The organism is Vibrio pelagius (assembly GCF_024347575.1).
Taxonomy (GTDB): Bacteria; Pseudomonadota; Gammaproteobacteria; order Enterobacterales; family Vibrionaceae; genus Vibrio; species Vibrio pelagius.
Genome location: NZ_AP025504.1, coordinates 315295 through 341031 on the forward strand (window position 1 = coordinate 315295; position 25737 = coordinate 341031).

Genomic DNA, 25737 nt, shown 5'->3' on the forward strand with positions numbered 1-25737 from the left:
TTGTATATGCGTGTAGTTGGATGGAACCTATATGTCTACAAAAACAATATGGAATAATTTGTCAGTTAAACATAAACTCTTCGGCTTAGTACTACTTCCTATCTCCCTGCTGTTGTTCCTCGCAGGTAGACAAGCACTATTCTTAACCGAACAATTACATGACTTTGAGCGAGCTAACAAACTCGCTGTCTATTTACAAGACATATCAATACTTTATAGGAGCACACTTGCCCCGGATCCAACCAGTTTTGTTGCTCAAAGTGCTCAAGTAAAAGAGGAGCTTAAAGCCCTCTCTCCGGTCATATTTCGCGAGCAATCAAATGACGTCAACCAGCTGCTTTCTGACTTCAGCGAAGCAACACTATTGACGATGGAGTCCACCGATAGTTTCGATAAGCTCGATGCGATCGAGTGGCAAAGTGACCTCTATAAGCAACTTTTGTTATCCATCGAACGCGTACCTTTTGCGGTCACTAAACGCGAAATTCAACAACACTTAGCCGCACTCCAACAACTGGAGTGGCTCTCTTTTTGGTCTAACGAAGAGTTTAAGTTAAGCACGTCACTGCTCGACATTTTCCAAAACCAACAAGAGTACGATCCAGAATTAGCAGAGCAGATAAAAACTCTAGGCGAAAGACAGCTACTCTTCTTGGAGCGTTTTATTACCCTCAACGCAAATGAAAACCAAGTGGCGCAGATGGTCGACGTGTTTCGCAATGAAGTGTTCATACAGAGCCAAGAAATAAGAAGCGCCCTATTCAACGTGCAATCCATTAATCAGTTGTCCTCTGAAGAGATCAATACCGGTTTAATAGCGATGAGTGCGAGGTTGAACCTTCTTCAAGACCTATCAAACATCATCAAACAAGAGTTTCAGAACGAAGTAGAACTGGCAATCAGTAATGCAGAGATGCAAAGAACCTTGTTTATTGGACTGGTTACTCTGCTCGCAGCAATAGTGATCGGACTCACCATCAGCCTAGCACGCCAAGTCACGAATAACCTGAGATTGATCTTAAAATTCTTGAAAAGTGAAGATGGGCATCAGCGTCCGTCTTTATCTGATTTAGTTAAGGGGAAAGATGAGTTGAGCCTTTTCGCACAGCAAGTCGAACGGTTAACCATTGAGCGAGAGCAAGCCAAAGAACGCCTAACATTAGCAAAAGAAGATGCTGAGAAAGCAAAAGACGATGCCATTCAAGCGAGCAAAGCAAAAAGCAGCTTCTTGGCCAACATGTCTCATGAAATCCGAACGCCACTTAATGGCGTTATTGGAATTTCGGAGATCTTATCCGATACCGAACTCACACCCACACAGCGAGACTATGTCGATACTATTGATACCTCGTCTCACCTACTGTTAAGTCTTATCAATGACATTCTAGATTTCTCGAAGATTGAATCGGGTATGCTGCTTATAAGTCCTCATTCAGCCTCTATCCGCGAGTCAATATATGATATTGCCTCAATTGTTGCGCCAAAAGCCAAAGCAAAAAAAATAGATCTCAACGTTAGCATCAGTCCAAATACACCAAGTCGCGTTATGATCGACGACCACCGCTTAAGACAAGTGCTAATGAACTTTATGTCCAACGCAGTGAAATTTACCACTGAAGGGGCTGTAACCCTCTCCATTGACACCTTAGACGACAATAACTCTGGTAACAAAAATAATAGCTCTGCTGATCAAAACACGATCCCAGTCAACCCAAACACTGCCGCACCTGAACAGAGTCACACGATTAAAGTACGATTCTCTGTAAGCGATACCGGTATCGGAATCGATGAGAAACAGCAAAAGCAGATATTTGAACCGTTTGCACAAGAAGATGACTCAACCACTCGTCAGTTTGGTGGCACAGGGCTTGGCTTGGCAATCAGCACTCAGCTCGTTGAGTTGATGGGGGGGAAAATCCAGCTCAGCTCTATAAAGGGAGAAGGAAGCTGCTTCTACTTTGACCTTGTTCTCCCAGTCGATGTGGAAGAATCTAAAGCAAGCACAGCTACTTCGAACATCGTTCTAGTCAGTAGCAACCCATGTCTAACACAGCGTATCAAGCAAGATTTAGAATTCTATTCACTCACCCTATCTAAATCATCTAGCGAAGCTCGCGAGATCCCTGACCTATTAGAGTCTGTGGATAAAACCAAACCAACAACCCTCATCTTCGCTGAAGGTGAGCAGCTTCAAGCCAGTGAACATAAATCGACCTTAGACGCCGCCAGCGCACAAGGTGTGAAGATCTGTCTTGTCCGTTCATTTCTAAGTGACCCCGTCGACTTAGGTTCTAGTATCACAGCTCAAGTATCACAACCTCTACTTGGTTTAAGGTTAATCAAAGCACTGGAGCATTGCGACAACCAAGGGCAAGCCGAACGCTCCGAGAGTCAAACTTTGAAACAGTGTGCCTCTCAAGTGATATTGATCGTTGAAGACAACAAAATAAACCAAAAAATTGCTGGCTTACACGTTGGCAAAAGCGGTTATACCTTCGAGTTTGCCAACAATGGTCAAGAAGCCGTTGACATGTACACAGCGAATCCCAACTACGCCGCTATTTTGATGGACTGTATGATGCCGGTTATGGATGGATTTGAGGCGACCACCAATATACGCAGGATTGAACAAGAGATTAAGTCTCCACGTCATATACCGATCATCGCACTGACAGCCAGTGTTATAGATGATGATATTCAACGATGTTTCGACGTCGGTATGGACGATTACATTCCAAAGCCATTTAAATTTGAAATGTTAAAAGAGAAAGTCATCTCTGCAATTGAAGAGAGTGCCCCTGTCACACTTACTCAGCAATCGAAACCTGAGACAACCAATAGCGCGACGGTGACCCCAATCATGAGCGCCAAAGATCCCCGTATACAAGAGTCAAAACAAACTGAAACTCAGCAGCCAGCGGCTCCAAAATCAACGTTGACATCAAAATCAACATCAACTGAGCAAACAGAACAAACAGAACAAACAGAAAACATTGTCGCCAAGTCAGAGAAAATCCTTTTAGTGGAAGATAATCGCGTTAACCAGAAGGTAGCGTCGGTGATGCTTAAAAAAGGAGGGTACACTTTTGATATCGCAGACAATGGTCAGATTGCAGTCGACATGTATCGCGAGGACAACAATTACGACGTTATTTTGATGGATTGCATGATGCCAGTGAAAGATGGTTTCACCGCAACTCGAGAGATCCGAGAACATGAGCAAAATTTCGGTCTTAATAAAACGCCAATCATTGCTCTAACGGCAAGCGTCATCGACGACGATATCCAAAAGTGTTACGACTCAGGTATGGATGGTTATATAGCCAAACCCGTTCGAAAAGATAAATTGTTCCATCAAATTGAACGTGCGACGAGCTAGGAGAACCCTATGAACTGGAGAAATACACTGTTTCAATTGCACCTCCGAGCAGTTAAACCTGTGATTCTAGGGTTGTTTGCTTGCTTATTATTGATAAGCCCAGCTCATGCCGTCGGTGAGTACGCTATCTTTTCTCTCGACTCCGAGTTTCAAGAGATAACGATTAACAAAGCAAGAAAGCTCTATAGAGGAAAAACTAAACGCTTAAACGGTAAACGAGTCGAGCTTTCTGATTGGCCGGCTAACACCAATGAAAGGCAAGATTTCTATCAACTACTGTTAGGTAAAAATACCGCACAGATGAATGCACATTGGGCAAGTCTTTCGTTCTCTGGTAAAGCCAGACATCCCAAAGAAATCAATGCTCCAAACCCAGAGAATCTAATCAGCTGGCTGAACGAAAAGCCCAACCGTATCGGTTATGCACCATTAGATTCCATTCCTCAAGATGCCAATGTGCTCTATGTAATTCGCGCGGAGAAATAACGATGAAAAAAATAGTAACGTCAGTATTAGGTTGCGCTCTCGCTTCTCCTGCTTTTGCGGTTATCGAACTCACAGACAGTCTTACTTTAAGTGGCTTTGGCTCTACATCATGGGCAAAGTCGGACAATGACACGCTTTTAATGATCAATCGTGGCTTTGAAGATCAAAACTGCTACGACTGTGATACTACATTCGGCCTTCAACTTGATTACTATCTCAGTGCATTGAGAGCGTCGGTTCAAGTCGTGAAACGACCGCAGGACGATTGGAGTGAGCCTGCATTGGAGTGGGCTTACATCGGTTATGAATACAATAATCTTGAATTCAGTGTTGGTCGACTTCGTCTTCCGCTATTCCTTGCTTCTGAATACTACTACGTCGGTCAGGCCTATATGACAGCGAGACCACCTACAGAAGTGTACAACAGCATACTTGGAATAACGGCGTTTAACGGTGCCAAGGTCTCTTGGAACTACGATCTAAGCGATGAAGCTACCCTTCAGTTAACCCCATTTTTTGGAATCAACGATGAAAACGATGTTGAGTTTGACAGCACAACCGATATTAAATTTACGACCAATAGAATGCTTGGTATCAACATGGTCATTAGTGGGGATAACTACCGCTGGAACGCCGCATATTTAGATTCTAACTACGACCAACAGTTAACAATTGCAGGTATTGGCACCCAACCTACTGATGACAATCAACACATCCAATTGTTTTCGTTGGGCGCTGAATACGAGGTGGGAAGCGCGGTCGTCGCCGCAGAAGCCCAAACCAATGACTTTTCATCATCTTTCTATACCAGCTTTGGTTACCATTTAGGTTTGTTCACCCCTTACGCGGTTTACGGTGTGCAATTTGATGACCACGAACACCTATCGGGAAATAGCTATACCTTAGGTGTCGATTACGATGTGCTACCTAACGTGTCACTCAATGGTGAAGTACAGTACTTTGAAGTGCGCAGAGGTTCGGGATCCTTTATTGATGCCCCCACTGACAAGGATGCATTGCTTTACACCATCATGCTTAACTTTGTTTTCTAAGATGGTGATGAGAAGTAAAGAGCCAGTGAATTTTCACAACTTGCAGCTATATTTAATTTGCAACTACCTTTAAAAGGTCGGTCAAAATAACCATCCAAGGGGATGCCATGCAATATACGAAACTGTCTGGGCTCGCTCTCGCGCTTGTCTGCTCTTCACCTACGTTTGCTTTAGAAAATAGACCTAACCTGGTGCTCCAAATAACCGTCGACGGGCTTCGTGCAGATCTTCTAGAAAGATATCAGCACAACTTTGGTGACGGTGGCTTTCTCTACTTAATGGAAGAGGGTATCTACTTCACTAATGCCCACTATCAACATGGTAATACCGAGACCATTGTGGGTCACGTCTCGTTGGCAACAGGTGCTCCGCCCAGTGTGCATGGCATGGTCGGTAACGTTTGGTACGATCGAAGCCAAGAACGATTGGTCTACAACGTTGAAGACGCAAATTACAACATGTTGACTTCTGGTGCTGGTGTAGACAAAGAGACTGAAATCGACCCAACGCAAAAAGCCGCAGGTGGTGACGGACGCTCACCAGAGCCGATCCTTTCCACGACCTTTAGTGACGAACTCACTGTCTCAAATAGTGGTAAATCTAAGATATTTGCCGTGTCCGTTAAAGACCGCGGTGCCATTTCTCTTGCAGGCCATAGCGGTAAAGCATTTTGGTTTTCCAAAGCACAATCTGAGTTTGTTACCAGTAACTATTATTATGATGAGTATCCAGCTTGGGTTGAGCGTTGGAATGAAAAGGCAATCCCTAGTCAATACTCAAAGCAAAAATGGGAATTGTCGCTCCCAAGAGATGCCTACACTTTAGAAGAGCATAACCCAGATCATAAGGTTGAATTGGCTGGCTTCCAACGTACTTTCCCTCACCCTTATGGACCTGCTAATTACAAGTATTACAGCACGATGCTTACCGTCAGCCCCGCCGGTGATGAGATCACCGAAGACTTTGCCAGCACCCTTCTTATGCAAGAGAAACTTGGGCAAGGGAGTGTGACAGATTATCTGTCAGTGAGCTTTTCTTCGAACGATTATGTTATCCACCTTTACGGTCCAGAAAGCCTAGAAGCTGAAGACAACCTGATTCGTTTAGACAAGACACTCGCAAAATTCCTTAAGAACATCGATAACTTTGTGGGGTTAGAGAACACCCTTATCGTACTCTCGGCAGATCATGGCGTACCGGAATCTTCACCAGCTGTGAATGCTCTCGGTTTTACCCAAGCACAGTACTTCAATAAAGACACGCTGCTATCTGCAGGGGTAGAAAAACGGCTGAAAGACGAGTTTGGGTTAGGTAAAGATGCAATTCGTCTCTATGCTCAGCCATACGTGTATCTCAATCACGATCTAATAAAACAGAAAAAAGTGGATTTATCCGCTGTGCAAGCAGTGATCGCTGATGAGGTATCGAAAATTGAAGGGGTGGCTTATGCCGTCTCGAGCACGGATATCGCGGAGAACCGCGTACCTAATACCCACGTCATGAATCTGATTAAAAACAACTACCACCCCGCACGCTCTGGAGATGTTTATATTGTATTTGCGCCCCGAAGCTATATTAACGATATGGAGGGGTTACAAATCGCGTCTACACACGGCTCACCTTGGCGTTACGATACTCATGTACCCGTAATCTTTGCCGGTTACGATGTGGAAGGTAAAAAAGTCTCGCGTAGTATTACTCCATATGACATTGCCCCGACATTATCAAACAAACTTGGTATTACTCAACCAAGTGGGTCTGTGGGGAACGTTCTGCCTGAAGTCACAGAGTAGACGCGGTTGCGTCTACTTATTTGGCGTAATACCTTAAAAGACGCTATCGTGATTTTCGGTCCAGATCTGGTAGCGCTTTAGGGAAATGTTTTCTCCACCAAGGCTGCGGATTATGGCTAGCGTTAGGGCCGTTGTGGTTGTTGGTTTCAATCACCACCTTCCAAACTCGCTGCAAAATGTGAGTCTCTTGGCTGCCTTTTTGAAATGCAGAATTTACGTCTGACCAATCTTCAGTATCCGCACACTTATTAAGCTCCAGCAGTGACGAGTTATCTCTGAGCTCTCGATAAACAAACCCGCGAATCTTCGGCCAGTTGCCCGCTTTAACAACCCGACGGAATGCTAACCATCTTGGTGTTGGATGTGTTTGATAGTAACGTTTTACCGTTAGCACAATCATAACTAGAATCGCGAGCAACAAAGCAGCGACGATCATGACTGTTGAGTACGCTTTAACAAATGACTTCAGGGTGTGCTTAGCGCTAAATGAAGCGGATTCCAGCACAACCGTTTCTAACTGTTTGTCTTTGGTATTCCACCACTGAAAGGTCAACTCAGGTAACGTGAAGTCACCACCTTGTTGGATAACATATACTGACTCTTCAATTCGCTCTGAACGGTAATCCCCACGCTCTTGCGTATCGTCTAATTTATGCGGTTGAGGGTACGCCTGGTATTGAGCTGTAGATTCGTTTTCTAACAAGTTAGGCAGTAGTACCGATAGGCTGTCTTTTGCCTTGATAGTAACGGTTCTCGTGATCGCATCACCAACCTTTAAATTCTCATTAGACTGTTGCCACTGCTGTTCAACATCAACACTGGTCGCACTAAACCAAGGAGTGTCATCGGTGAGTAAACCCGAAGGCAACTGTGTTTTGAATTTGATCGGTTGGGTATATAGCGTTCCACTCACTTTCTCGCCATCGTCACCGGACACTTGTACACGAACCGATAGACGCGGTATCACATAATCTCCGCTCTTTTGCGGGTACAAAGTGATTTCCCAACGCTGCCTTGACCACGTTTCACCATTTTTACGTGCCGTATAGTTAGTGGCGAGTGTGTTCCTTTGCTTTGCAATAACATCCGCTACCTCTACGTTACCGATACGAGTACCACCTGTGAACCAACGCGGCGTCGCTACTTCAATCGTCAATACAACCTGTTCATTGACACTGAAGACTGGTAAGTCCTTCTTTGGTTCACTTTTCGGTGATGTAGATGGTTGTTCTCCTACCCATGCAATGAGTTCAACTTTTCCTTCCTTGTACAGGTCATTGAGATCATCAGCCATAACTGAATGAGATAGTGTGCTAACGATAAAAACAGCAGTAACAGCCAACAAGTTGCGACAACAGCACAAGACATGGTTCATTCTTTGAAGTAGAGGTTTACTCATTGTCACTCTCCTGCTCTACATCGGTTTGTGGTTGTTTTAACTGGAGTTGAAACTTAGCTTTTAGGAAAAACTTCGGATCCGCTTCGACTCTTTTCAACCATTTGTCGGCCAGTTCTGGACTACCAAGTATCTCATTGGCGTTCAGTGTCTCTTTGAGCATCAGTTCTGCAACCGTTTCTTCTTCTGCACCATCACCGGTTCTTGGTTTATCTTCATCAAGTTCAAATGACTCTTCAGGACCATCGGTCGTACCAGCTTGGCTTTCACTCATGCGATTCACCTCTTCAACTATTCTGTTGAATACCGCAAGGTTGTGTTCAACCTTTACTGCTAGTTCACTATCTAGGTCTGGCTTCTCCAACAGATCCTTCAATAAATCACGAGCAGCCAAATATTCTCTTTGACGTGCCAGCGCTGTCGCTGAGTAATAAAGACCTAAATCTGTCTTGGTTTGTAAGAATGCACTATGGGCAAGCTTGAATTCACTGGCGTAGTAGTATGCGACACCTTTGTGTAACGGGTCTTGGAAGTGCTTCGCCGCCTCAAGGTACTCTTGCTGGTTAAGTAGACGTTGCCCTTGCTGGTCGGGCGTCAACCATAAATCCCACCACCACTGAGAGGCTTTATCCCACGTTGTGATTTTTTCAATTTGGACTGGCTTTTCCGCCGTTAACTTGACAGGTTCTGCCACCGTAGGGTTGGAGTACAAAGATCCTGTAACCAACACAACGGCTACACACCATTGCACTAGCCAACCCTTGCGGAACCATAACAACATGATGAGTGCGATTGGAAACAGTAACCCATACCCCATGTCTTTCCACGGCATTGCTGATTCACCATTGAGCTGCATGTTGCGTTCAACCGCACGATTGAGTGCTTGAATATCAGCATCGTCGACAGTGATTTCGATAACTCGCCCGCCCGTCGCACTTGCAAGATCATTCAACACGCTAAAGTCCACTGGGTTATCACTCACAATGTCGCGACTTCCTGCCGCCAAAATCAACAGTTGATAAGGCGTATCGTTAAAAAACGTTTCGTAGGCTTTAATCGTTGCTGGATTAACACCATCGGTCACCAACAGAACAGTCGAGCCCGGTTCTCGGTTCAGTTGTTGGTCAATGAGCGGCAAAGCTGTTTCAGCAATTTTTCCCGCTGCTGGCATAATCTCAGGCGTAATCGCGGCTAAGAAGGGCTCGAATACTTTGCTGTCTTGCGTCACTGGCATCGCAACATGTGCACTGCCTGAGTAAACAACTAACCCTGTGTTACCGCCATTACGTGCAGCTAATAAATCGCGAATCTTCTGCTTTGAGCGCTCCAAACGACTAGGAGGCAGATCTTTGAGAAGCATAGTTTCGCTGTTATCAAGCACAACCAACATAGAGGCTTTGTCTTCACCAAAAGGTGAAGCTTCTCTTTGCCACGTTGGGCCTGCACAAATCAATATCGCGATGGTGACGATCACCACTAGTAGCTTCAAAGGCAACTGTTTGCGCCAACCTCGCTCTCCGATGGTGAGAGCGTTGCGTAGATGCTCAGGCAATACATCTTTCCAGCTAGGTTTTGTCTCTTCACGCCAACGTAACCAAAGTAAGAAGAACATTGGAATGAAAGCGAGTAGCCACAATGGGCGAATAAAATGAAATTGAGTAAACACTTGTTGCAAAACGAGAGAATCAAACATTCTGTTCTCCTTGCTTTTGCTCTGAGGCCAAAGGTGTTTTGGTACTTCTCAAGAGTTTTCGGCGACGTATTGTCGCAGAGCTGAAAGCAACCAAATACATGACAACAACGATTGCCATTAGGTGATGATGAATGGTCTTTTTGGGACGATAGCTGGTGCTCTCATAGATCTGAGGTTCTAGCTCACCTATTTTCGCATAAGCTCCTTGAAGTTCATCTCGATTCAACGCTTCAAACGCACTTCCTCCTGACTCTTCGGCGATACGACGAATAGTCTCCATATCCAGTGCTACTTCGCCGACGGTTTGCGGATCGCCCATTGCGATAACATAGATACGTACGCCTTTAGCTTTAGCCACCTTAGCGGCATCAATTGGCTCTACGAAGCTGCCCGTGTCATTGCCATCTGTCAGCACTATCGCTACTTTTTCTCGCTCTTTATCAGGCTCTTGGGCATTCAGAGCATTGCGTTGATCATGGCTCTGCTCGAAAACTTTAATCGCAAGACCGATCGCATCGCCCAAATGGGTACTCTGCCCCGCCATAGCAACATCCGTCTGGTTCAGCAGTTCTAGCCACACACCTTGGTCTGCAGTAAAGGGCGTTTGAACGAACGCGGCATCACCAAATAAGATCAACCCCAAACGATCGCCCTCACGCGTTTTCGCAAAGTCAGCTAGCACTTCTTTGGTTGCATCAAGACGCGAGATTGTCTCCCCTGCTTTCGAGGTGAAATCGGCTTCAGCCATAGAGCCAGACAAATCGACAACTACCATCACATCACGGCCAAACTGTTCGCGAGTTTGCGGTTCTCCGAGAATAGTTGGTTTTGCCAAAGCGCAAACGACCAACATCCAGCTAACAACTAGTGTAGTTCGCTGCCACCAGCTCGCTGTTAATTGACTCGCTCCTTCAGACGGAGTCTCACCAATGGCTTCAATCAAGTCTCGAAAGAAAGGAACTTTAATCGCCACCTGCTTTGTTCGATAGGCGGGAACAGCAAAGTAGATAAGAAACGGTAGCGGAAGTATCACTAACCAAAGTGGATGCTCAAATTCAAAGCTAGGTGAAATTAGATCAAGCACGTGGCGCCTCCTGAGGTTTTTCTGAACCTTGGTATTGATGCGCTGTCACCCAGGTCATCGCTTTCTCAATGACCTCAACACGTTGTTCAAATGTCAGATTGACGCTTGGGTTAACTAAGCTATCTATCCAGATTTTAGACGCGTTGTCTTGGAAAATAGTCGATGAATTATGAGGGAGATAGTCGTCAAGCATGACTAATACACTTTCACCATGAATACTCGCACTGCGGGCATTCAGATAACGAAGGACTGATTTCAGGACTTCAAAAACACGCTTAGCCGAGCCTTTATCTGAAGGATCTAACTGGCCAAGCACGTCTAACGCTTCTTGACGATAGCGGTTGTGCCAACGATAACAAGCGTAGCGATAAGTAGCGTATGCAAGCGCCATGATTAGTGCGACACCTAAAACCTTCCAACCTATCGTTTGAGGCAGCCAACTGACGCTGTCAGGTACCGCGACATCTTGAATATCACGCAGTATATAAGTACTAGGTGGGGTATGTTCGACTGACATTAGCGACCTCCCACTAGCTTTTGGAATTGCGACACGTGTTGTCCCGAGGTATCTACTTCGATATACGGTAGATGCTTAATCGCCATTAACTTAGCTAATGACTGTTTCTGAAGCGCTGCTTTTTGTGCCAAGCTTTCACTGGCCGCTGAAACTTTGCTTTGGCTGTCGAGGTTAAGCTGGTATCGACCATCACCCACCACCCATTTTGCGTCTGCAAGTGTATGGGGAAGAGCTTGTTCTAGAGGATCACTGATCATTATTGCCAGAACGTCATTATGCTGTTGCAGCTGTTTCAAACGGTCGAGATGATGCTCTTCACAATCCCGCCAATCACTAATGAAAACAAGAGTAGATTGCTTAAGCCCCATACGTTTAATACGCTCAATCCAACGACTGAACGTCACATCGTTACTATCTTGAGAAGCCACATCTAAACGCTGGTTAGCCTTAGCCAGAAGTTTTAATTGGGAAAGTAAGTCATTTTGAGACCTTTGCGCCTTACTGTGAAATAGAGCTTGATGTGATGCGATAAGATAACCAACGCGGTCGCCATCTTTGAGCACTCGCCAACCACAGATTGCTGCAAGTTCCGCGGCAACCACTGACTTCATCACGGATTGAGAAGCAAAAAACATAGAACTGCGTTGATCGACACAGATCATCACATTACGGTCTTTCTCTTCGGTATAACTACGAACATGTGGCTTACCGGTACGCATTGTCACTTTCCAATCCAGATTTCGAATATCGTCGCCTAATTGGTAGTGCCTGAGCTCTTCAAAGTTAAGACCGCGCCCACGAAACAAGGAGTTATGACGACCAGACAGCACACTGCCGGCCTTCAAGTGTGGCAATAAGGTAAACGACTCGGCTTGAGCCTGTAACCGAACGAGCTTTGAATAATCGCAGTACAGCCGAGGATCTAACCCTTGTGACTGTGGCGCTTGAGTTGGCTTAGCCATAACGCCTCCCGCTTAACCAATCTCTACTGCGTCAAGCAACTCTTCGATTACTCTTTGGTGGTCGACACCATCTGCCAACGCATCGTAAGAGAGAGAGAAACGATGCCCCAATACGGTTGGAACCATCGCGCGCACATCATCAATTGTGACGTGGTCACGCCCTTGAAGCCATGCATAGGCTCTTGCGCATTTATCAAGAGCAATTGAAGCGCGCGGACTTGCTCCAATCTCTAACCATTTTGGTAGATTCGACTCGCTGTAACGTTCAGGCTTTCGCGTCGCCATAACGAGAGCAACAATATAATCTTCGACGAATTCGGAGACAGCGATATCAGGTAATTGACGGCGCGCTTCTATGACAAGTTCAGGTTCAATATGTTGGGGCGTAATCAATTGAGAACTGGTTTCACTCCCTAGCTCTTCACTTCTCACCAATCGAATGATGTCACGCTCAGCGGCATCTTCAGGGTAATCAACCGTGACTTTCATAATGAAACGGTCCATTTGCGCTTCGGGTAACGGGTATGTGCCTTCTTGCTCTACTGGGTTTTGGGTTGCTAACACCATGAACAATTCAGGCAATACATGAGTTTGACCACCAACAGTAATCGTACCTTCTGCCATCGCTTCAAGTAACGCCGCCTGTACTTTGGCGGGCGCACGGTTTACTTCGTCTGCCAAAACAATGCTGTTAAAGATAGGGCCAGCTTGAAAATGTAATTGAGGTTTACCTTCCACCTCTTGGTAGACCTCTGTACCAGTCACATCAGAAGGCAGGAGGTCGGGAGTGAATTGGATACGACCAAAGCTCGCGTTCAGCAAATTCGAGAGAGACTTCACTGAACGTGTTTTTGCGGTTCCTGGTAAACCTTCCAACAGAACATGCCCATTGGTGAGTAAGCCAATCACCAAAGCTCTAACTACGTGGCTCTGGCCAATAACACTTTTTTCAGTTTGTTCTATGAGTTGATTTATCGCTTGCTGTGCGTGGTTCATAGGTCGTCCTTATCATTTCGATATGCTGTGTACATCCTACTCACAAGCGCCATAGCTATTTCTGGTAGAGGTAAAAGTTTCTGGCAGAAGCAATAGTTACTTTTTTATTTTGGTCAATGCGTATTATACGTTTGTGGGCTTTCATTTGATCACTCTTTTCAGCTGATTGACAGCTTCAGGCGGTGCGATTTTCTCTAGCTGCTGAACACAACGATTGAACGCTGGTTTCACTCCCGATTTCGCCGAGTTACGTGCCAAAATTTCGCATTGTGCATAGAGGTGTTGTGGGTTACGACTCGCTGTATAAGCACGCTGTAACGCTCTGGCACTCGCGAGCACATCAACCTGCTCTAATGATAGACCATAGACATACCAATACTGCGGATTGGTGTCGGCCATTTCAGCCGCTTGCTTAAGGTATAGTCTCGCCTGAACATAATCCTTAGCTCTGAGTGAAGCTAAGCCTGCACTGTATGGCAGTACACTTGATTTAGATTGCGCTTCAATCCCTTGTTTCAGCGTCGCCAACACCTTAGGCTCATCACCAAGGGCGCGGTATAAGTCTGCTAAGTTGGCGTAACTGTTCTCAAAATAAGGCTCTATTTTTATTGCTCCTTGGTAGTATTCAATCGCTCTATCGTACTGACCAAGATCTCGATACACATTACCTAAATTAGTACGCCCAAAACCTCTGTCGGCATTAAACTTTTGTATCTCTATGTACTCAGACAATGCCGGCTTAATCACATCTTTCTGTAACGGGTTCATTTCTCTCCAATAACGAACTAGAGCCCCTGCAGCTTCACTTCGTACCGAGAGTACAGAATCATTTAATAGAGGCTCGAGTATCTGCCAGCGATCACTGAACTCATAACCTGAAGAGCCCGCAACTGCCCCCAAACGAATCATCTCGTTGTCATGCTTCACTGCTCTAGCTAATGAAATCAGCGTGTTTTGACCCGTGTTACCAGCCATACGCTCGAGACTTGAAGCACGAATAATGTCGCTCAGGCTTGAGTCTTGCGCGGAATAAGCCAGAGCATCCACTGCGCCTCGATGTCCTATCGCATCGGCATAAAATGCCACCGCAAAGTGTTGTTGGTTGCGATACTTGGAATCTGGGAACCACTGACCTATTTGAGCATCAGCCCATTGGTCTGTTTTATCCTCATGACAGCTAGTACATACATTTGGCGTATCAATGTGTTGGCTGATATCAGGGCGCGGTACATGCCAACTATGGTCGCGTCGTGGGTCAACCTGCATGTAGGTTGTTTCTGGCATATGACAGGTTGTACATTGCGACGCCTCAGTACCCGCTTGATGGAAGGTATGTTTTTCTGGGGTGTACTCGGAGGCGATATGGCATTGACTACATACCGCTTCTTCGGCGATCTTTAATTGAGCCGTATGAGGATCATGACAGTTGGTACAAGTCACGCCTTTCTCAGCCATCGCCGACTGTAAAAACGAGCCATAAACATAGTCTTCATCGTAGATCTGACCATCATGGTAATAGAGTTCGGGCGAGATCAAACTTAATCGATACTTATCAAAGAAAGAGCCCTTAACGTGGTCGCCCGTTTCATTGAGTTGTGTGCGGCGGCTGTGGCACTGAGCACAAGTCTGCACTTGATTGGTATGGAGAATATCTTTAGGCTGAAGTGTCGTGTTCCCTTCTTGATACACCCACTCTTTGACGGCTTTAGATAAATCACGCTCAAAACCGTAATGAGTTGCCGCATCAAAAATAGTCCCAGTCAATTGCACATCACCACTTTCTGATTGCTTTGCCATTTCGATGTGTTCGCTGGCGGGTCCATGGCACGCTTCACATCCGACATTAATTTCTGACCAAGTGGTTTGGTAACGATTCAGCTCTGCGTCGTAATTTTTTTGCAAATTGGTTGAGTGGCAATCGGCGCACATGAAATTCCAGTTCTGGCCGCTGTTGGTCCAGTAAAATTCATCGGTGTTGGTAGTGTCTGGGTAAAGATGAAACCAGCGTTGGCCGCCCTCTTGACTAGATCGGGAATCCCATGCGAAAGGAATCAGCTGCACTCGACCATCATCAAACTCCACCATATATTGCTGAAGTGGCTCGAAAGCGAAGGTATAGCTGATTTTATAATCGTGAAACTGACCATCAGGCCCTTCTATATTGACCCAGTATTCCTTCCCCTTTTGAAAAAACCGATTCTCTTTTCCCTCATGTATGACACGAGCACCATCAAAGTCGCCTAAAACAGACGTTTTATCTGCATGTTTCATTGCCATGTCGTGATGAGAGCCTTGCCATGCCTCCACTTGATCTGCATGGCAATCAATACAAGTTTCAGAACCCACATAACTGGCCTTTGAGCTGACGTTTGTCATTTTATGCTCGACGCTAGCAGCCTCATCGCTCATAGGAAGCAACACTTGTTCATTCGCGTAAACACTGAAACTGAATATGATGAAAATTGCGGACAATACTATAGCGTGCGGCGGCTTCAATCCGTTCGACAGTGAGCACAACAATGTAGGCATAACATTCCTTGTTTTAACCATCCTCATACTCAATAAGATTAGACCTAAAAACAACGAATTTACAATTATTTAGTGATTAGAATCTCGAAAACAACTCATGTAGAGGACACGCACTTACTCACAAATACGCACATAAAAAAGAGCTCCTGAGAGCTCTTTTCATGCGTTAGGTTAAAGACAGATTACTTGTTATGAGGCTGCTGAAGCTTCTCCATAACCTGATCTAAGCTAAAACTCGCCGCTTTTTGACGTGGTGGGTATTCTGCGAAGGTTTCTAAGAATTTACCCACGTACGCTTGTGCTGGAACAAACATATACGCGTGGTCAAGCAACCAGTCATAGTAAGTGTTAGAAGTGATATCAGCGTTTTCGTACGGATCCATTCGTAGGTTAAATAATTTAGGCACACGTAACGTTACAAATGGTTCAGACCAAATTTGCATGGTACCCGTCGCACGCTGCTCCATGAACACCGCTTTCCATTGGTTATAGCGAAGTGCAGCTAAATCACCGTCATCAGTAAAGTAGAATATTTCACTGCGAGGACTTTTTTCTTCTTTACCTGTTAGGTAAGGCAGGAAATTATAGCCATCTAGATGAAGCTTAAACGTTTTATCACCGGCGGTATGACCTTTCAGCAGTTTCTCTTTAATTTGGTCGTCTCCCGCTGCTGCAAGGAAGGTTGGCATCCAATCCATATGGTGCATGATGTCATTAGAAACGGTTCCCGGCTCGATCTTACCCGGCCAACGAACCATAGCTGGAACACGGTATGCACCTTCCCAGTTGGTGTTTTTCTCACCACGGAATGGCGTTGTGCCGGCATCGGGCCACGAGTTCATGTGAGGACCATTATCTGTAGAATAGAACACAATGGTATTGTCTTTGATACCTAGATCATCCACTTGTTTCAACAGTTGACCAACGTGTCTGTCGTGCTCAACCATACCGTCAGCGTAATTACTAATGCCAGTCACGCCTTTGCTGTCTGGCTGTACATGCGTTCTAAAGTGCATGCGTGTTGCATTCCACCAAACGAAGAAAGGTTTGTCCGCTTTAACCGCTCGGTCCATAAAATCGAGTGCCGCGTCTAACGTCTCTTCATCAACCGTTTCCATACGCTTGCGTGTCAGAGGACCAGTATCTTCAATTTTGCCATCAGCGAACGATTTAATCACACCACGTGGTCCAAATTTCTTACGAAACTCTGGGTCTTTAGGGTAATCCTCATTTTCCGGTTCTTCTTCAGCATTCAGGTGATAAAGGTTACCAAAAAATTCGTCAAAACCGTGTGCTGTTGGAAGAAATTCGTCTTTATCACCAAGGTGGTTTTTACCGAATTGACCGGTCATGTAACCCATTGGTTTAAGCAACTCGGCTATGGTCGCATCTTCTGCCTGAAGGCCTATATCGGCACCTGGCAAGCCTACTTTACTTAGACCTGTCCGTAAGACACTCTGTCCAGTGATAAAGGTTGAACGCCCAGCCGTACAGGACTGCTCTGCGTAATAATCGGTAAACATCATACCCTCTTTGGCGATGCTATCGATGTTTGGAGTCTGGTATCCCATTAGCCCAAAAGTGTATGCACTAACATTGGATTGACCAATATCATCCCCCCAGATGACTAATATATTAGGCTTTTCAGCCGCCATAGTAGATGTCGCAGCTAACAATGCAGAACTCAATACCGCTAGCCCGCGTTTCACACCATATTTTGTTGTCATAGAAACCTCTTTATCAGTTTTTGCTTCCTGCCCTCAAACGTATAGTTTAAAAATTAACCAATAGCGAGGTTATTTAAACTATTAATTAATTTATTATTTCGACAGAAGTTGCAGCCCAATAAAGCGCGCCGTTTTACGTAAGTGTTCAGTAAAAAGATCACACCACACACTCATTCCGTCGCTATTGAAGCGTAAACCGCTAAAACCCGAGCACACAAAGTTGATGCAGTTTTCCAATCAAAAGGTGCTGCACTCCTAACAGACCACTTAACACACCTTGCAAGCATATGCATATGAAGCTAAATTTGTATTTAGACAACCTGATTTGTACGTCGATATATACCAACAGGATCATCTCAGTTCGACTAAATGTAATCGAAAAATCAGTTTCTCTAACATGATTATTGTATGTTCGACCTTTATTAGATGGAACTAATATTATGAAGAACCCTTATCTCGTTGGACTAAGCGCTTGTGTCGCCACTATTTCTGTCACAGTATTAGTTTACGACGCTGTTTTTCGAACAGAGCATACACATCACTCTTCTCACAGCGATAGTGAAAGTCACAATCAACACCACCACATAACTAACCATGCTGCCGCTTATCCCGAAACCAATAAGCTCTTTTCTCAACAAAAGGTAACTCCCATACCAAATGATATAGAAATCGATAGAGCGCTTGCTAAGGTGGGATGGTTGCTGTTTAGAGACCCTAACCTATCGTCAAACAAGAATATCAGTTGTGAAAGCTGCCATGATTTACAATCCAATGGTGCAGAGACCAACGCTGTTTCTATCGGGGTGAACGGGGTCGGTACACGTAATTCGCTGACCGTTTTTAATGCCGCCTACAACTATCGATTTTTTTGGGATGGTCGTGCCAATACCCTTGAATCGCAAATTGATGGTCCAATTCACGACACAGCAGAAATGGACTCAAACTGGCCTTCGGTTATCGAATATGTCTCTCAAACACCACAGTATCAGCCACTGTTTAGTCAGTTAGGCTTAGAGATTAACGAACAATCTATCAAAGCCAGTCTGGTCGAGTTCATGAGAGCCCTCACCACCCCAAACTCTCCATTTGATAGCTATATAAAAGGTAATGAAGAAGCTATCGGAGAAAGTGCCAAGAAAGGGTGGTATGCATTTCAAGAAGAGGGCTGTATACGCTGCCACCAAGGCACCAATATTGGTGAAGGGATGATAATGCGGTTCGGCTATTTTGGATTGACAAAGACAGGGCAAGAGCGCAGTGAAGATCAGGGGCGTTTTATGTCTACCGGAAAAGAAATAGATAAACACTTATTTAGAGTCGCTAGCTTACGCAATGTCGCAATCACAGCCCCCTACTTTCATGACGGACAAACACACTCTTTAGAAGAAGCGATCAAAATCATGGGTGAGAGCCAACTTGGTAAAACATTTGAAGATGATACGGTTAAGCATTTGAAAGCTTTTCTGGAAACCCTCACCGGACAACGCCCATCCATTTTAGAGGCATTCGAGAATGAATAAATTCAAACTCCTATCACTTTTTTTTGCTTCAATGTTCGTTGGGCTCGTCAGTTATATCGTTTTGGCATATACGGAATATAACAAGGTCACTCATTATGGAGAAGTGACGCGCGAGATCGGGCACAAAGTACTAGAAAAAAGAGACATCATAGCCAGCAGCACAATAAATGGGGTTTCCAATCCCTATGAGATTTCCGCCAGTTTAGTGCGAGTTGAAAGAGAGCTGCAGCAGTTCTATCAGACCTCTACCAACGCTAAGATTCATTCGATATTGTTTGAAGGATTAGAGACAAAGGCATTGTTGGACAGCTTCTACTTCCGAACAATGGATACCATTGATCAACTGGATCATATTGTTGGGCATACTGTAGCTCGTCAATTCATTCTTACATCCCTCAGCAATATATTGATTAATTCATCGGCGCGAGATACGAAAAGTCATCTGTTGGAGGCCATGCTCTCGAACATCTCTTCGCTAGAGAAAAACCTTGGTATTAATGAAACATCAAGTGATTCACAAACGACAGGAGCACCGTCGGATGTCTCGTCCTCTAATGACCAATTGATACTCGCGCAAACCTTCAATGAGATAAATCAGCAACATCAGCAGCTCATCTCCAAAACGTTGTCTCCAGAACACATTGCTTACCTTGATGATATCGAGCATCGCTTCATCAATTTACAAGATCACCTCAATGAGGTGATTGCAAACCTTACGATTGCTCTTGTCGCGCTGCTATTTGCACTGTTCATCAGCATCGTGGTTTGGCGATACTACGAACTAAAAGCAAATACACAAGCTTACCAACTCGCCGCTGATAAGGCAGAAAAAGCCAACAATGCTAAATCTTTATTCCTAGCGACGATGAGTCATGAGCTGCGAACACCAATGAACGGTGTGTTGGGCATCGCACAAATCATTAAGGACGACTCTCACGAGATTGAGACAAGAAAACAAGCTCAGTTGATCATGGATTCAGGTCAGCACCTTGTCACTATATTAAACGACATTCTCGACTTCTCAAAAGTTGAACAAGGTAAGATGGAGCTTGAAAGTAGTCCATTTACTATTCCCGACCTCATTGTTCACCTTGATAAAACGCTCACTTCCCTTGCTGAAAGTAAGGGCATTCAACTGTGCATCACAAATCGTGTACCGACAAACATTCAGCTTATTGGTGATCAAGCTAGAACTCGCCAAATACTCTTTAACCTTGCTGGGAATGCGATCAAATTTACTGAATCGGGTAAAGTCGAACTCGAGTTCGATATTCAAGATACCTCCCCTCGCGCTATTCAAATGCTTGTGACAGATACAGGGATAGGGATTGCAGAAGACAAAATCGACAGTATCTTTTCTGCCTTTGAGCAAGCCGAGCTCTCTACAACACGTAAATTTGGTGGCACAGGGTTAGGTCTATCTATTGTAAAGCAACTGGTTGAGTTAATGGGAGGAAGCATCTCCGTATTTAGTCAGCCGAATGTCGGCACACAATTTGCTGTTACCATACCATTTGAACTAGAGGAAAAAGCGCATCAAGAGGATGCCACAATCACAGAAGCTCACGGACTAGCACTTAAGGATTTTTCAGTGCTACTTGTAGAAGATAACAAAATTAACGCTATGGTTATCAAAAAGTTTTGCGAGTCGCTAAACCTTCGTGTGGAGAACGCATATGACGGGCTTCAAGCGTTAGATAAACTCAAAAGTCAATCCTATGATTTGATAATCATGGATAATCACATGCCCAAAATGAACGGTATCGAAGCGATCCAAAACATCCGAAACAAGCTGAAACTTAAAACGGTTATCTTCGCTTGTACCGCCGATGTGTTTAAAGAAGCACACGACGAGTTTATCGAATGTGGTGCAAACTTTGTATTAACCAAGCCCTTACAAAAAAACAGCTTACAAAATGCGATTTATCAGTTTGAAGCACAATTTCAAGCGAATCGAGATGATAGCGGGCACGATAGTACCTCGTCCCTTCCAGCTAATGTCACACGTCTGGTGCGATATTCTAAAGATAAACTTCCAATGACAGAAGAAGAGCTTTCTCGAAGCCAGCTTTTAACTGACCTCAACCTTTCATACCAAGACAAAATTGATTGTTTGCAGTCACTTGAACATGATCTAGAGATTAAAATCGATGCACTGATAGAGGTATTCACTCACTCAAAGCCAGAAGAACTCGGCCCCATTATTCAAGCCATCAAAGGCATTTCGCTTCAATTTGGAATGTCTGAGATATCGAAACTGATTGAGCAAGTAGAACAAGATCTTGACGCAGAGCAAATGCCTGCAGCAGAAATCCTACAGCAAGTGATAAATCGACTCATGGTCAATAGCCATCAAGCTAAGCGTTTGATTGATAAATACCAGCATCAATTAAAGGCAGGTTAAGGAGAGTGCAATGAAATGGAGTGTTAATTTGACTAGCTCAAACTTGGGCCTATACCTAACCCTGATCGCCGCAACCCTATTTGTCTTTGATCTTCATTTACCACTTGGTATCGCCATGGCTGTTCCTTATGTCATTGTGATTGTCCTCTCACTCATTCGTAACAACCCAAACTTCACTTTAATTTGGGCAATCGTTTGTACTCTGTTGACCGTCATTGGTTATTACCTATCTCCACACGGCAATGACGCCTGGTTCGCAGTGTTCAACCGACTTATTACTTTGTGCGCGATCTGGGTAATAGCCCTCATATCTATCCGCATCAGTTCTGCCAAAGAGTCTAACCAGAGGCAAGAGGCCACATCAGATTGCGATAAGTTCGATAATACCGCTAATCAATTTACGACCGATGCGATTATGATCGTCACAAAAGATGGTTCGATATCCTCCATCAATCGTAGATTCAGCGAGCTATTTGGCTATCAAACATCAGAGGTGAAAGGGAGATTGTTTACGCAGCTTCTTCAAGGTCCCAAGACGGATATAAAAGAGGTGAGGCGGATAACCGATGCGATTGATAAACACAAAACAATCGAAGTCCAAGTTCTGCAGTATCATAAAAATGGCTCCTCTTGCTGGGTGGATATTTCGATAATCCCACGCTCTACCAAAGGCGAAACCAGTCATTTCATCTGCTCGTTAAGAGACGTTAGCAAACAAAAACAACTTGAAAGAGCACTAGAGACCAAAATAGAGCAATCTCATCAAGCTACACAAGCCAAAACGCAGCTCATGCATTTAATATCGAATGAGTTAACTAAACCAGCACAAGATTTGGACAAACTAGCGCAAAAAGTTATGTTGAGTGAGCAGCTCAGTGATGCTCAACGCCTAGGAGAACAAATCACACACTCAAGTAGACTTTTACAGGCTTCATTAAACTATGTCATCAAGCTTGCTCACTTAGACAATGACCACATTACTCCTCGCCCCCAACAACTTAATCTCACCTCTTATATGTCTCATAAGAGAGAGTCCATCCAAGCATTAGCGCGCGGCAATGGGTTGCTACTGGAACCTACTCTATCTATTCCAAATCAATGTGATGTACTCGTCGATGAGAATTTACTCGATACCATCATCGATTTTTTTGTACTCAGCGCAGTTTCTCAATTACGAGGTGGCACATTATGGTTTGAAAGTGGTTTAGCCATTGACGCCGATGAGCAACAATTATTGGTATGTTTTACATTTGAAGATAATGGACTTATCAGTAAACAGCTGACGTTAAATAAACATCAGACATCGCCACAGGGAACGTTCGACCAAGGCATTAACGCTGGATTCAGGGTGATAGAAAAAGCGTTAATCGCATTATTAGGCCATATGGAACACAGATTATCTAAGAATGGCCATACCCAAATTGACCTACAAATCCCCGTTACACTGCTAGACACCAGACCTAAAGCAAATGATGAGCTCACACCCATATCTAGCTCAGACATTTCGATACTCATTGCTGAAGACAACAAGGTCAACTACATCGTACTGGCGAAACTACTCAATAAACTGGGATATGAGAGAATCGATCACGCCACCGATGGTGCTATCGCGGTAACTATGGCCACAGATAAGCAGTATGATTTGATCTTGATGGATCATCACATGCCAAACATGACCGGACTAGAAGCGACAACCACCTTACTCAATCACTACAAAGTAACAGCCAAGGTTATTGCTTGTACTGCCGACTTATCCCCACAAGTCCGGACTCAGTTCTTCGAAGCAGGAGCGACTAACGTTATCTATAAACCGGTTAAAAAGGATGTTCTTTTAGACGCTTTATCATCGTTGGGTAACCCCATAAAGATCTTTGAAAAGGAAATAGATAACAAAGGCGTCGCTTAAAATGAGTGACTAGGTTCGGTCACTCATCACTGATTGTTTCAGTTACGTTAAGATTTCGCAAAATATCCTTAATTTCACAGACATTGCTTGAACTCAACACGAGTGCGTGACATTGTAAATTCTTCTTTTCAAACAACTTGCCCGATTATGAAAACGACACAAAAGATTGCCTTAATCACTGCTTTGGTAGTGGCTCCATTCGCTTCAGCAGACATTGAAATCAAAGTCCCTTCAAGTGTGGATATCTTAGCAGTGAACGAAAATAAACCCGATTTAGACGGCGGACTTTTCTCCTCTCATAAAACCATGACACTGCCAGACGGTCAGAACCAAATTGTATTCCAATATCAGGTAGCTTTTGACCAAGGTAACGATCGTGAGTTCATTGACAGCGATACCATCATCGCAACCTTTGATGCGAGTAATACGACACTGACCTTCAATATGCCTAAGTACCGAAATATCAGTGCCGCAAAAGAAGGCATGAAGGATCTTCAATGGAGCCTTGTCGATTCGGACCAGCAAACGGTTAAGGTCAAAGAAGACACATTAGTGAAAAAAGGTATGCAGATTGGGCGAAACTACCCAACAGAGGCAGCCAACTACAATAAAAAAGGCGGTGTCGCAGCACTGGCGAGCACAACTGCTTCAGCTGCAACGATCAGTGCAACTGCGGCAAATACAGCTGTTCAACCTGTAACACTACCAGCGAAAGTAACAGCGTCGGACAATACTGCAGAAGAGATGTTGTATTTCTGGTATGAAAAAGCAGACGATGCAACCAAACAACGCTTCAAAGATTTTGTAAATAAGTAATATTTTGTAAATAAGTAATATTTTGTAGACAAATAACATCTTGTAGACAAGTAGCAGTGAGTGCTCGATATGTAAAAGAGCACCGAGAAAGGCTAAATTTAAATCAATAGTTGTGCTAACTGGAAAGTGGTTAACCGCCAGATCAAGCTGACCTGTCAGCAACAACCATTGATTTAATGAAACAATCACCTGAGTTGTACTAATTCAGCTAGGCTAACTGTTTTTCCATCACAAAATTATTCATGATTTGCCCGCGGACTTCGATAGTCTGTTCATTCACGACAGAGAATCCAAAGTGCTCGTAAAAAGGACGCGCCGTGATGCTTACTTCAGAAAAGACCCTTTTCAATCCCTGTTGTTTAGCCAAGTTCAATACGTGTGACATGAGTTGACTGCCGATACCCCGTCCTTGATATTCATGGTGACAAAAGAAATGGTCTATCAATCCGCTCTCTTGTAAGTCTGTATACCCAACAATGGTTCCTTCCAGTTCAACAACAAAGGGACGGATCTTATCCATCTTGTTTTGCCAAACGTCTATTGAAAACTCAGAAGGTGCCCACGCTTCAACCTGAGACTGGCTATAGTGTTGGATATTGACGTTTCTTATCGTGTTAAAAAACAGAGCCCAAAGCTCTGGTGCATCTGTATTTCGATATTCTCTTATCTTCATCAAGTGATTCCTTTTCAGATACGAAACTCACAATCATTACGGTTTGAGCACTGTCATGCAAGCCGAGCAGCGCTTTTCTCTTTTAGAATTGAAGCGTTCTGTTGAAGATGTGTTGTGCCTTCTAGCCCTGTGAGCATTCTTTCTCTCAAAGCGCGTAGTTCAAATCATACTTGATACGAACCCAGCCGCAACTCAATACCAACTTCCCTGTCTGTTGTTTTTCTTTCAGGTGAACTAATCCGAAACCGACACCCTTTACGTACTACTGAGACAACTAAAAGAACAACCTTTCCAATTAGCACTTCTACACAACTGTGCTTAACCTTTATAGATTGCATTTATCAGACCTAAATGCACATAACAACGCGATTGTGCTGCTTGGCAGCTGAGAATTGGCCACTTAGCGATGTATATTCACACTTCGAAGGAAACAGTGATGAGCTTAATTCAAGATCGATGGAACCCGAAGACACTATTCAACTCTCTGATTGTCGCAACTACTCTTTTTTCCTCGGCGCACGCTGTCAGCAATGATGAGCAATTCGAGATAGGTAAACAGAAAGCCAAAGTGTGTATGACCTGCCATGGTGAGGATGGCATCTCAACGCAAGAGCCCTATCCAAATCTACGTGGCCAAAAAATGGGGTATCTGATTTCATCGCTCAAAGATTATCAAACTCGCGAGCGTACCAGTGGACTGGCCGTTTTAATGCAGCAACAAGCTGATGCTCTTTCCGACCAAGACATTGAGGATATCTCCTACTTCTACTCACAACTCGGCAACGAAAAGTAACCTTTACAGGA

General features: G+C 44.4%; 18 protein-coding genes. 9 read left to right on the forward strand and 9 right to left on the reverse strand.

Annotation, left to right across the window (positions count from 1 at the left end; translation table 11 throughout):
* Nucleotides 1-31: 31 nt before the first annotated feature.
* From vsple_RS15640 to vsple_RS15655, 4 genes are all read left to right on the forward strand, one after another.
* Entirely contained in the window at nt 32-3379 is a 3348-nt protein-coding gene (locus tag vsple_RS15640) for a response regulator (RefSeq protein WP_261883772.1), read from the forward strand.
* Between the two features lie 9 nt (nt 3380-3388).
* A complete protein-coding gene (locus tag vsple_RS15645) occupies nt 3389-3865 on the forward strand; it encodes a hypothetical protein (RefSeq protein WP_261883773.1) in 477 nt (158 codons plus the stop codon).
* Nucleotides 3866-3867: 2 nt separating this feature from the next.
* Nucleotides 3868-4917, forward strand: coding sequence for a porin (locus vsple_RS15650; RefSeq protein WP_261883774.1), 1050 nt, complete (start codon nt 3868-3870; stop codon nt 4915-4917).
* 107 nt (nt 4918-5024) lie between these two features.
* Entirely contained in the window at nt 5025-6710 is a 1686-nt protein-coding gene (locus tag vsple_RS15655; RefSeq protein ID WP_261883775.1) for an alkaline phosphatase family protein, read from the forward strand.
* Nucleotides 6711-6753: 43 nt separating this feature from the next.
* On the opposite strand, the gene vsple_RS15660 is transcribed toward vsple_RS15655, so the two are convergent.
* The 8 genes from vsple_RS15660 to vsple_RS15695 all read right to left on the reverse strand — a co-directional run bounded on the left by vsple_RS15660 (nt 6754) and on the right by vsple_RS15695 (nt 17614).
* Nucleotides 6754-8004, reverse strand: a complete 1251-nt coding sequence (locus tag vsple_RS15660) for a BatD family protein (protein ID WP_261884042.1) — start codon at nt 8002-8004, stop codon at nt 6754-6756.
* Nucleotides 8005-8101: 97 nt separating this feature from the next.
* A complete protein-coding gene (locus vsple_RS15665) occupies nt 8102-9799 on the reverse strand; it encodes a vWA domain-containing protein (RefSeq protein ID WP_261883776.1) in 1698 nt (565 codons plus the stop codon).
* Nucleotides 9792-10883 carry a vWA domain-containing protein gene (locus tag vsple_RS15670; RefSeq protein WP_261883777.1) on the reverse strand — a complete coding sequence of 364 codons (1092 nt, stop codon included), beginning with the start codon at nt 10881-10883 and terminating at the stop codon, nt 9792-9794. The genes vsple_RS15665 and vsple_RS15670 overlap by 8 nt, the downstream gene beginning before the upstream one ends.
* Nucleotides 10876-11400 (reverse strand): DUF4381 domain-containing protein, encoded by a 525-nt coding sequence (locus tag vsple_RS15675; RefSeq protein WP_261883778.1) that lies wholly within the window; start codon nt 11398-11400, stop codon nt 10876-10878. Before vsple_RS15675 ends, vsple_RS15670 begins: the two co-directional genes overlap by 8 nt.
* Complete coding sequence (locus tag vsple_RS15680; protein WP_261883779.1) at nt 11400-12362, reverse strand: DUF58 domain-containing protein; 963 nt, start codon at nt 12360-12362, stop codon at nt 11400-11402. Before vsple_RS15680 ends, vsple_RS15675 begins: the two co-directional genes overlap by 1 nt.
* A 12-nt stretch (nt 12363-12374) precedes the next feature.
* Nucleotides 12375-13358, reverse strand: a complete 984-nt coding sequence (locus vsple_RS15685; RefSeq protein WP_261883780.1) for an AAA family ATPase — start codon at nt 13356-13358, stop codon at nt 12375-12377.
* Nucleotides 13359-13499: 141 nt separating this feature from the next.
* Nucleotides 13500-15887 carry a multiheme c-type cytochrome gene (locus vsple_RS15690; protein ID WP_261883781.1) on the reverse strand — a complete coding sequence of 796 codons (2388 nt, stop codon included), beginning with the start codon at nt 15885-15887 and terminating at the stop codon, nt 13500-13502.
* 182 nt (nt 15888-16069) lie between these two features.
* A complete protein-coding gene (locus tag vsple_RS15695) occupies nt 16070-17614 on the reverse strand; it encodes an arylsulfatase (RefSeq protein ID WP_261883782.1) in 1545 nt (514 codons plus the stop codon).
* A 440-nt stretch (nt 17615-18054) separates the two neighbouring features.
* Between vsple_RS15695 and vsple_RS15700 the strand changes: the two genes are divergently transcribed.
* From vsple_RS15700 to vsple_RS15715, 4 genes are all read left to right on the forward strand, one after another.
* Nucleotides 18055-19134, forward strand: a complete 1080-nt coding sequence (locus vsple_RS15700; RefSeq protein ID WP_261883783.1) for a cytochrome-c peroxidase — start codon at nt 18055-18057, stop codon at nt 19132-19134.
* Nucleotides 19127-21538, forward strand: coding sequence for a hybrid sensor histidine kinase/response regulator (locus tag vsple_RS15705; protein WP_261883784.1), 2412 nt, complete (start codon nt 19127-19129; stop codon nt 21536-21538). Before vsple_RS15700 ends, vsple_RS15705 begins: the two co-directional genes overlap by 8 nt.
* Before the next feature lie 10 nt (nt 21539-21548).
* The gene (locus tag vsple_RS15710) at nt 21549-23444 is read left to right on the forward strand and encodes a response regulator (RefSeq protein ID WP_261883785.1); all 1896 of its coding nucleotides are present in this window, start codon (nt 21549-21551) and stop codon (nt 23442-23444) included.
* A 147-nt stretch (nt 23445-23591) separates the two neighbouring features.
* Nucleotides 23592-24260: a DUF2057 family protein gene (locus tag vsple_RS15715; protein WP_255232669.1), complete on the forward strand. Its 669-nt coding sequence runs from the start codon at nt 23592-23594 to the stop codon at nt 24258-24260.
* Between the two features lie 208 nt (nt 24261-24468).
* On the opposite strand, the gene vsple_RS15720 is transcribed toward vsple_RS15715, so the two are convergent.
* Complete coding sequence (locus vsple_RS15720; RefSeq protein WP_420833814.1) at nt 24469-24933, reverse strand: GNAT family N-acetyltransferase; 465 nt, start codon at nt 24931-24933, stop codon at nt 24469-24471.
* Between the two features lie 436 nt (nt 24934-25369).
* On the opposite strand from vsple_RS15720, the gene vsple_RS15725 reads away from it, so the two are divergent.
* On the forward strand, nt 25370-25726 hold the full coding sequence (locus vsple_RS15725; RefSeq protein ID WP_261883787.1) for a c-type cytochrome: 357 nt from the start codon (nt 25370-25372) through the stop codon (nt 25724-25726).
* Nucleotides 25727-25737 lie beyond the last annotated feature (11 nt).

Bases quoted from the DNA above. Each gene is read 5' to 3' on its own strand.
- vsple_RS15650 (WP_261883774.1), top strand. From the start codon at position 3,868: ATGAAAAAAATAGTAACGTCAGTATTAGGTTGCGCTCTCGCTTCTCCT.
- vsple_RS15675 (WP_261883778.1), bottom strand. From the start codon at position 11,400: ATGTCAGTCGAACATACCCCACCTAGTACTTATATACTGCGTGATATT.
- vsple_RS15655 (WP_261883775.1), top strand. From the start codon at position 5,025: ATGCAATATACGAAACTGTCTGGGCTCGCTCTCGCGCTTGTCTGCTCT.
- vsple_RS15660 (WP_261884042.1), bottom strand. From the start codon at position 8,004: ATGGCTGATGATCTCAATGACCTGTACAAGGAAGGAAAAGTTGAACTC.
- vsple_RS15710 (WP_261883785.1), top strand. From the start codon at position 21,549: ATGAAATGGAGTGTTAATTTGACTAGCTCAAACTTGGGCCTATACCTA.
- vsple_RS15680 (WP_261883779.1), bottom strand. From the start codon at position 12,362: ATGGCTAAGCCAACTCAAGCGCCACAGTCACAAGGGTTAGATCCTCGG.
- vsple_RS15715 (WP_255232669.1), top strand. From the start codon at position 23,592: ATGAAAACGACACAAAAGATTGCCTTAATCACTGCTTTGGTAGTGGCT.
- vsple_RS15700 (WP_261883783.1), top strand. From the start codon at position 18,055: ATGAAGAACCCTTATCTCGTTGGACTAAGCGCTTGTGTCGCCACTATT.
- vsple_RS15705 (WP_261883784.1), top strand. From the start codon at position 19,127: ATGAATAAATTCAAACTCCTATCACTTTTTTTTGCTTCAATGTTCGTT.
- vsple_RS15640 (WP_261883772.1), top strand. From the start codon at position 32: ATGTCTACAAAAACAATATGGAATAATTTGTCAGTTAAACATAAACTC.
- vsple_RS15690 (WP_261883781.1), bottom strand. From the start codon at position 15,887: ATGCCTACATTGTTGTGCTCACTGTCGAACGGATTGAAGCCGCCGCAC.
- vsple_RS15725 (WP_261883787.1), top strand. From the start codon at position 25,370: ATGAGCTTAATTCAAGATCGATGGAACCCGAAGACACTATTCAACTCT.
- vsple_RS15645 (WP_261883773.1), top strand. From the start codon at position 3,389: ATGAACTGGAGAAATACACTGTTTCAATTGCACCTCCGAGCAGTTAAA.
- vsple_RS15665 (WP_261883776.1), bottom strand. From the start codon at position 9,799: ATGTTTGATTCTCTCGTTTTGCAACAAGTGTTTACTCAATTTCATTTT.
- vsple_RS15720 (WP_420833814.1), bottom strand. From the start codon at position 24,933: ATGAAGATAAGAGAATATCGAAATACAGATGCACCAGAGCTTTGGGCT.
- vsple_RS15695 (WP_261883782.1), bottom strand. From the start codon at position 17,614: ATGACAACAAAATATGGTGTGAAACGCGGGCTAGCGGTATTGAGTTCT.
- vsple_RS15685 (WP_261883780.1), bottom strand. From the start codon at position 13,358: ATGAACCACGCACAGCAAGCGATAAATCAACTCATAGAACAAACTGAA.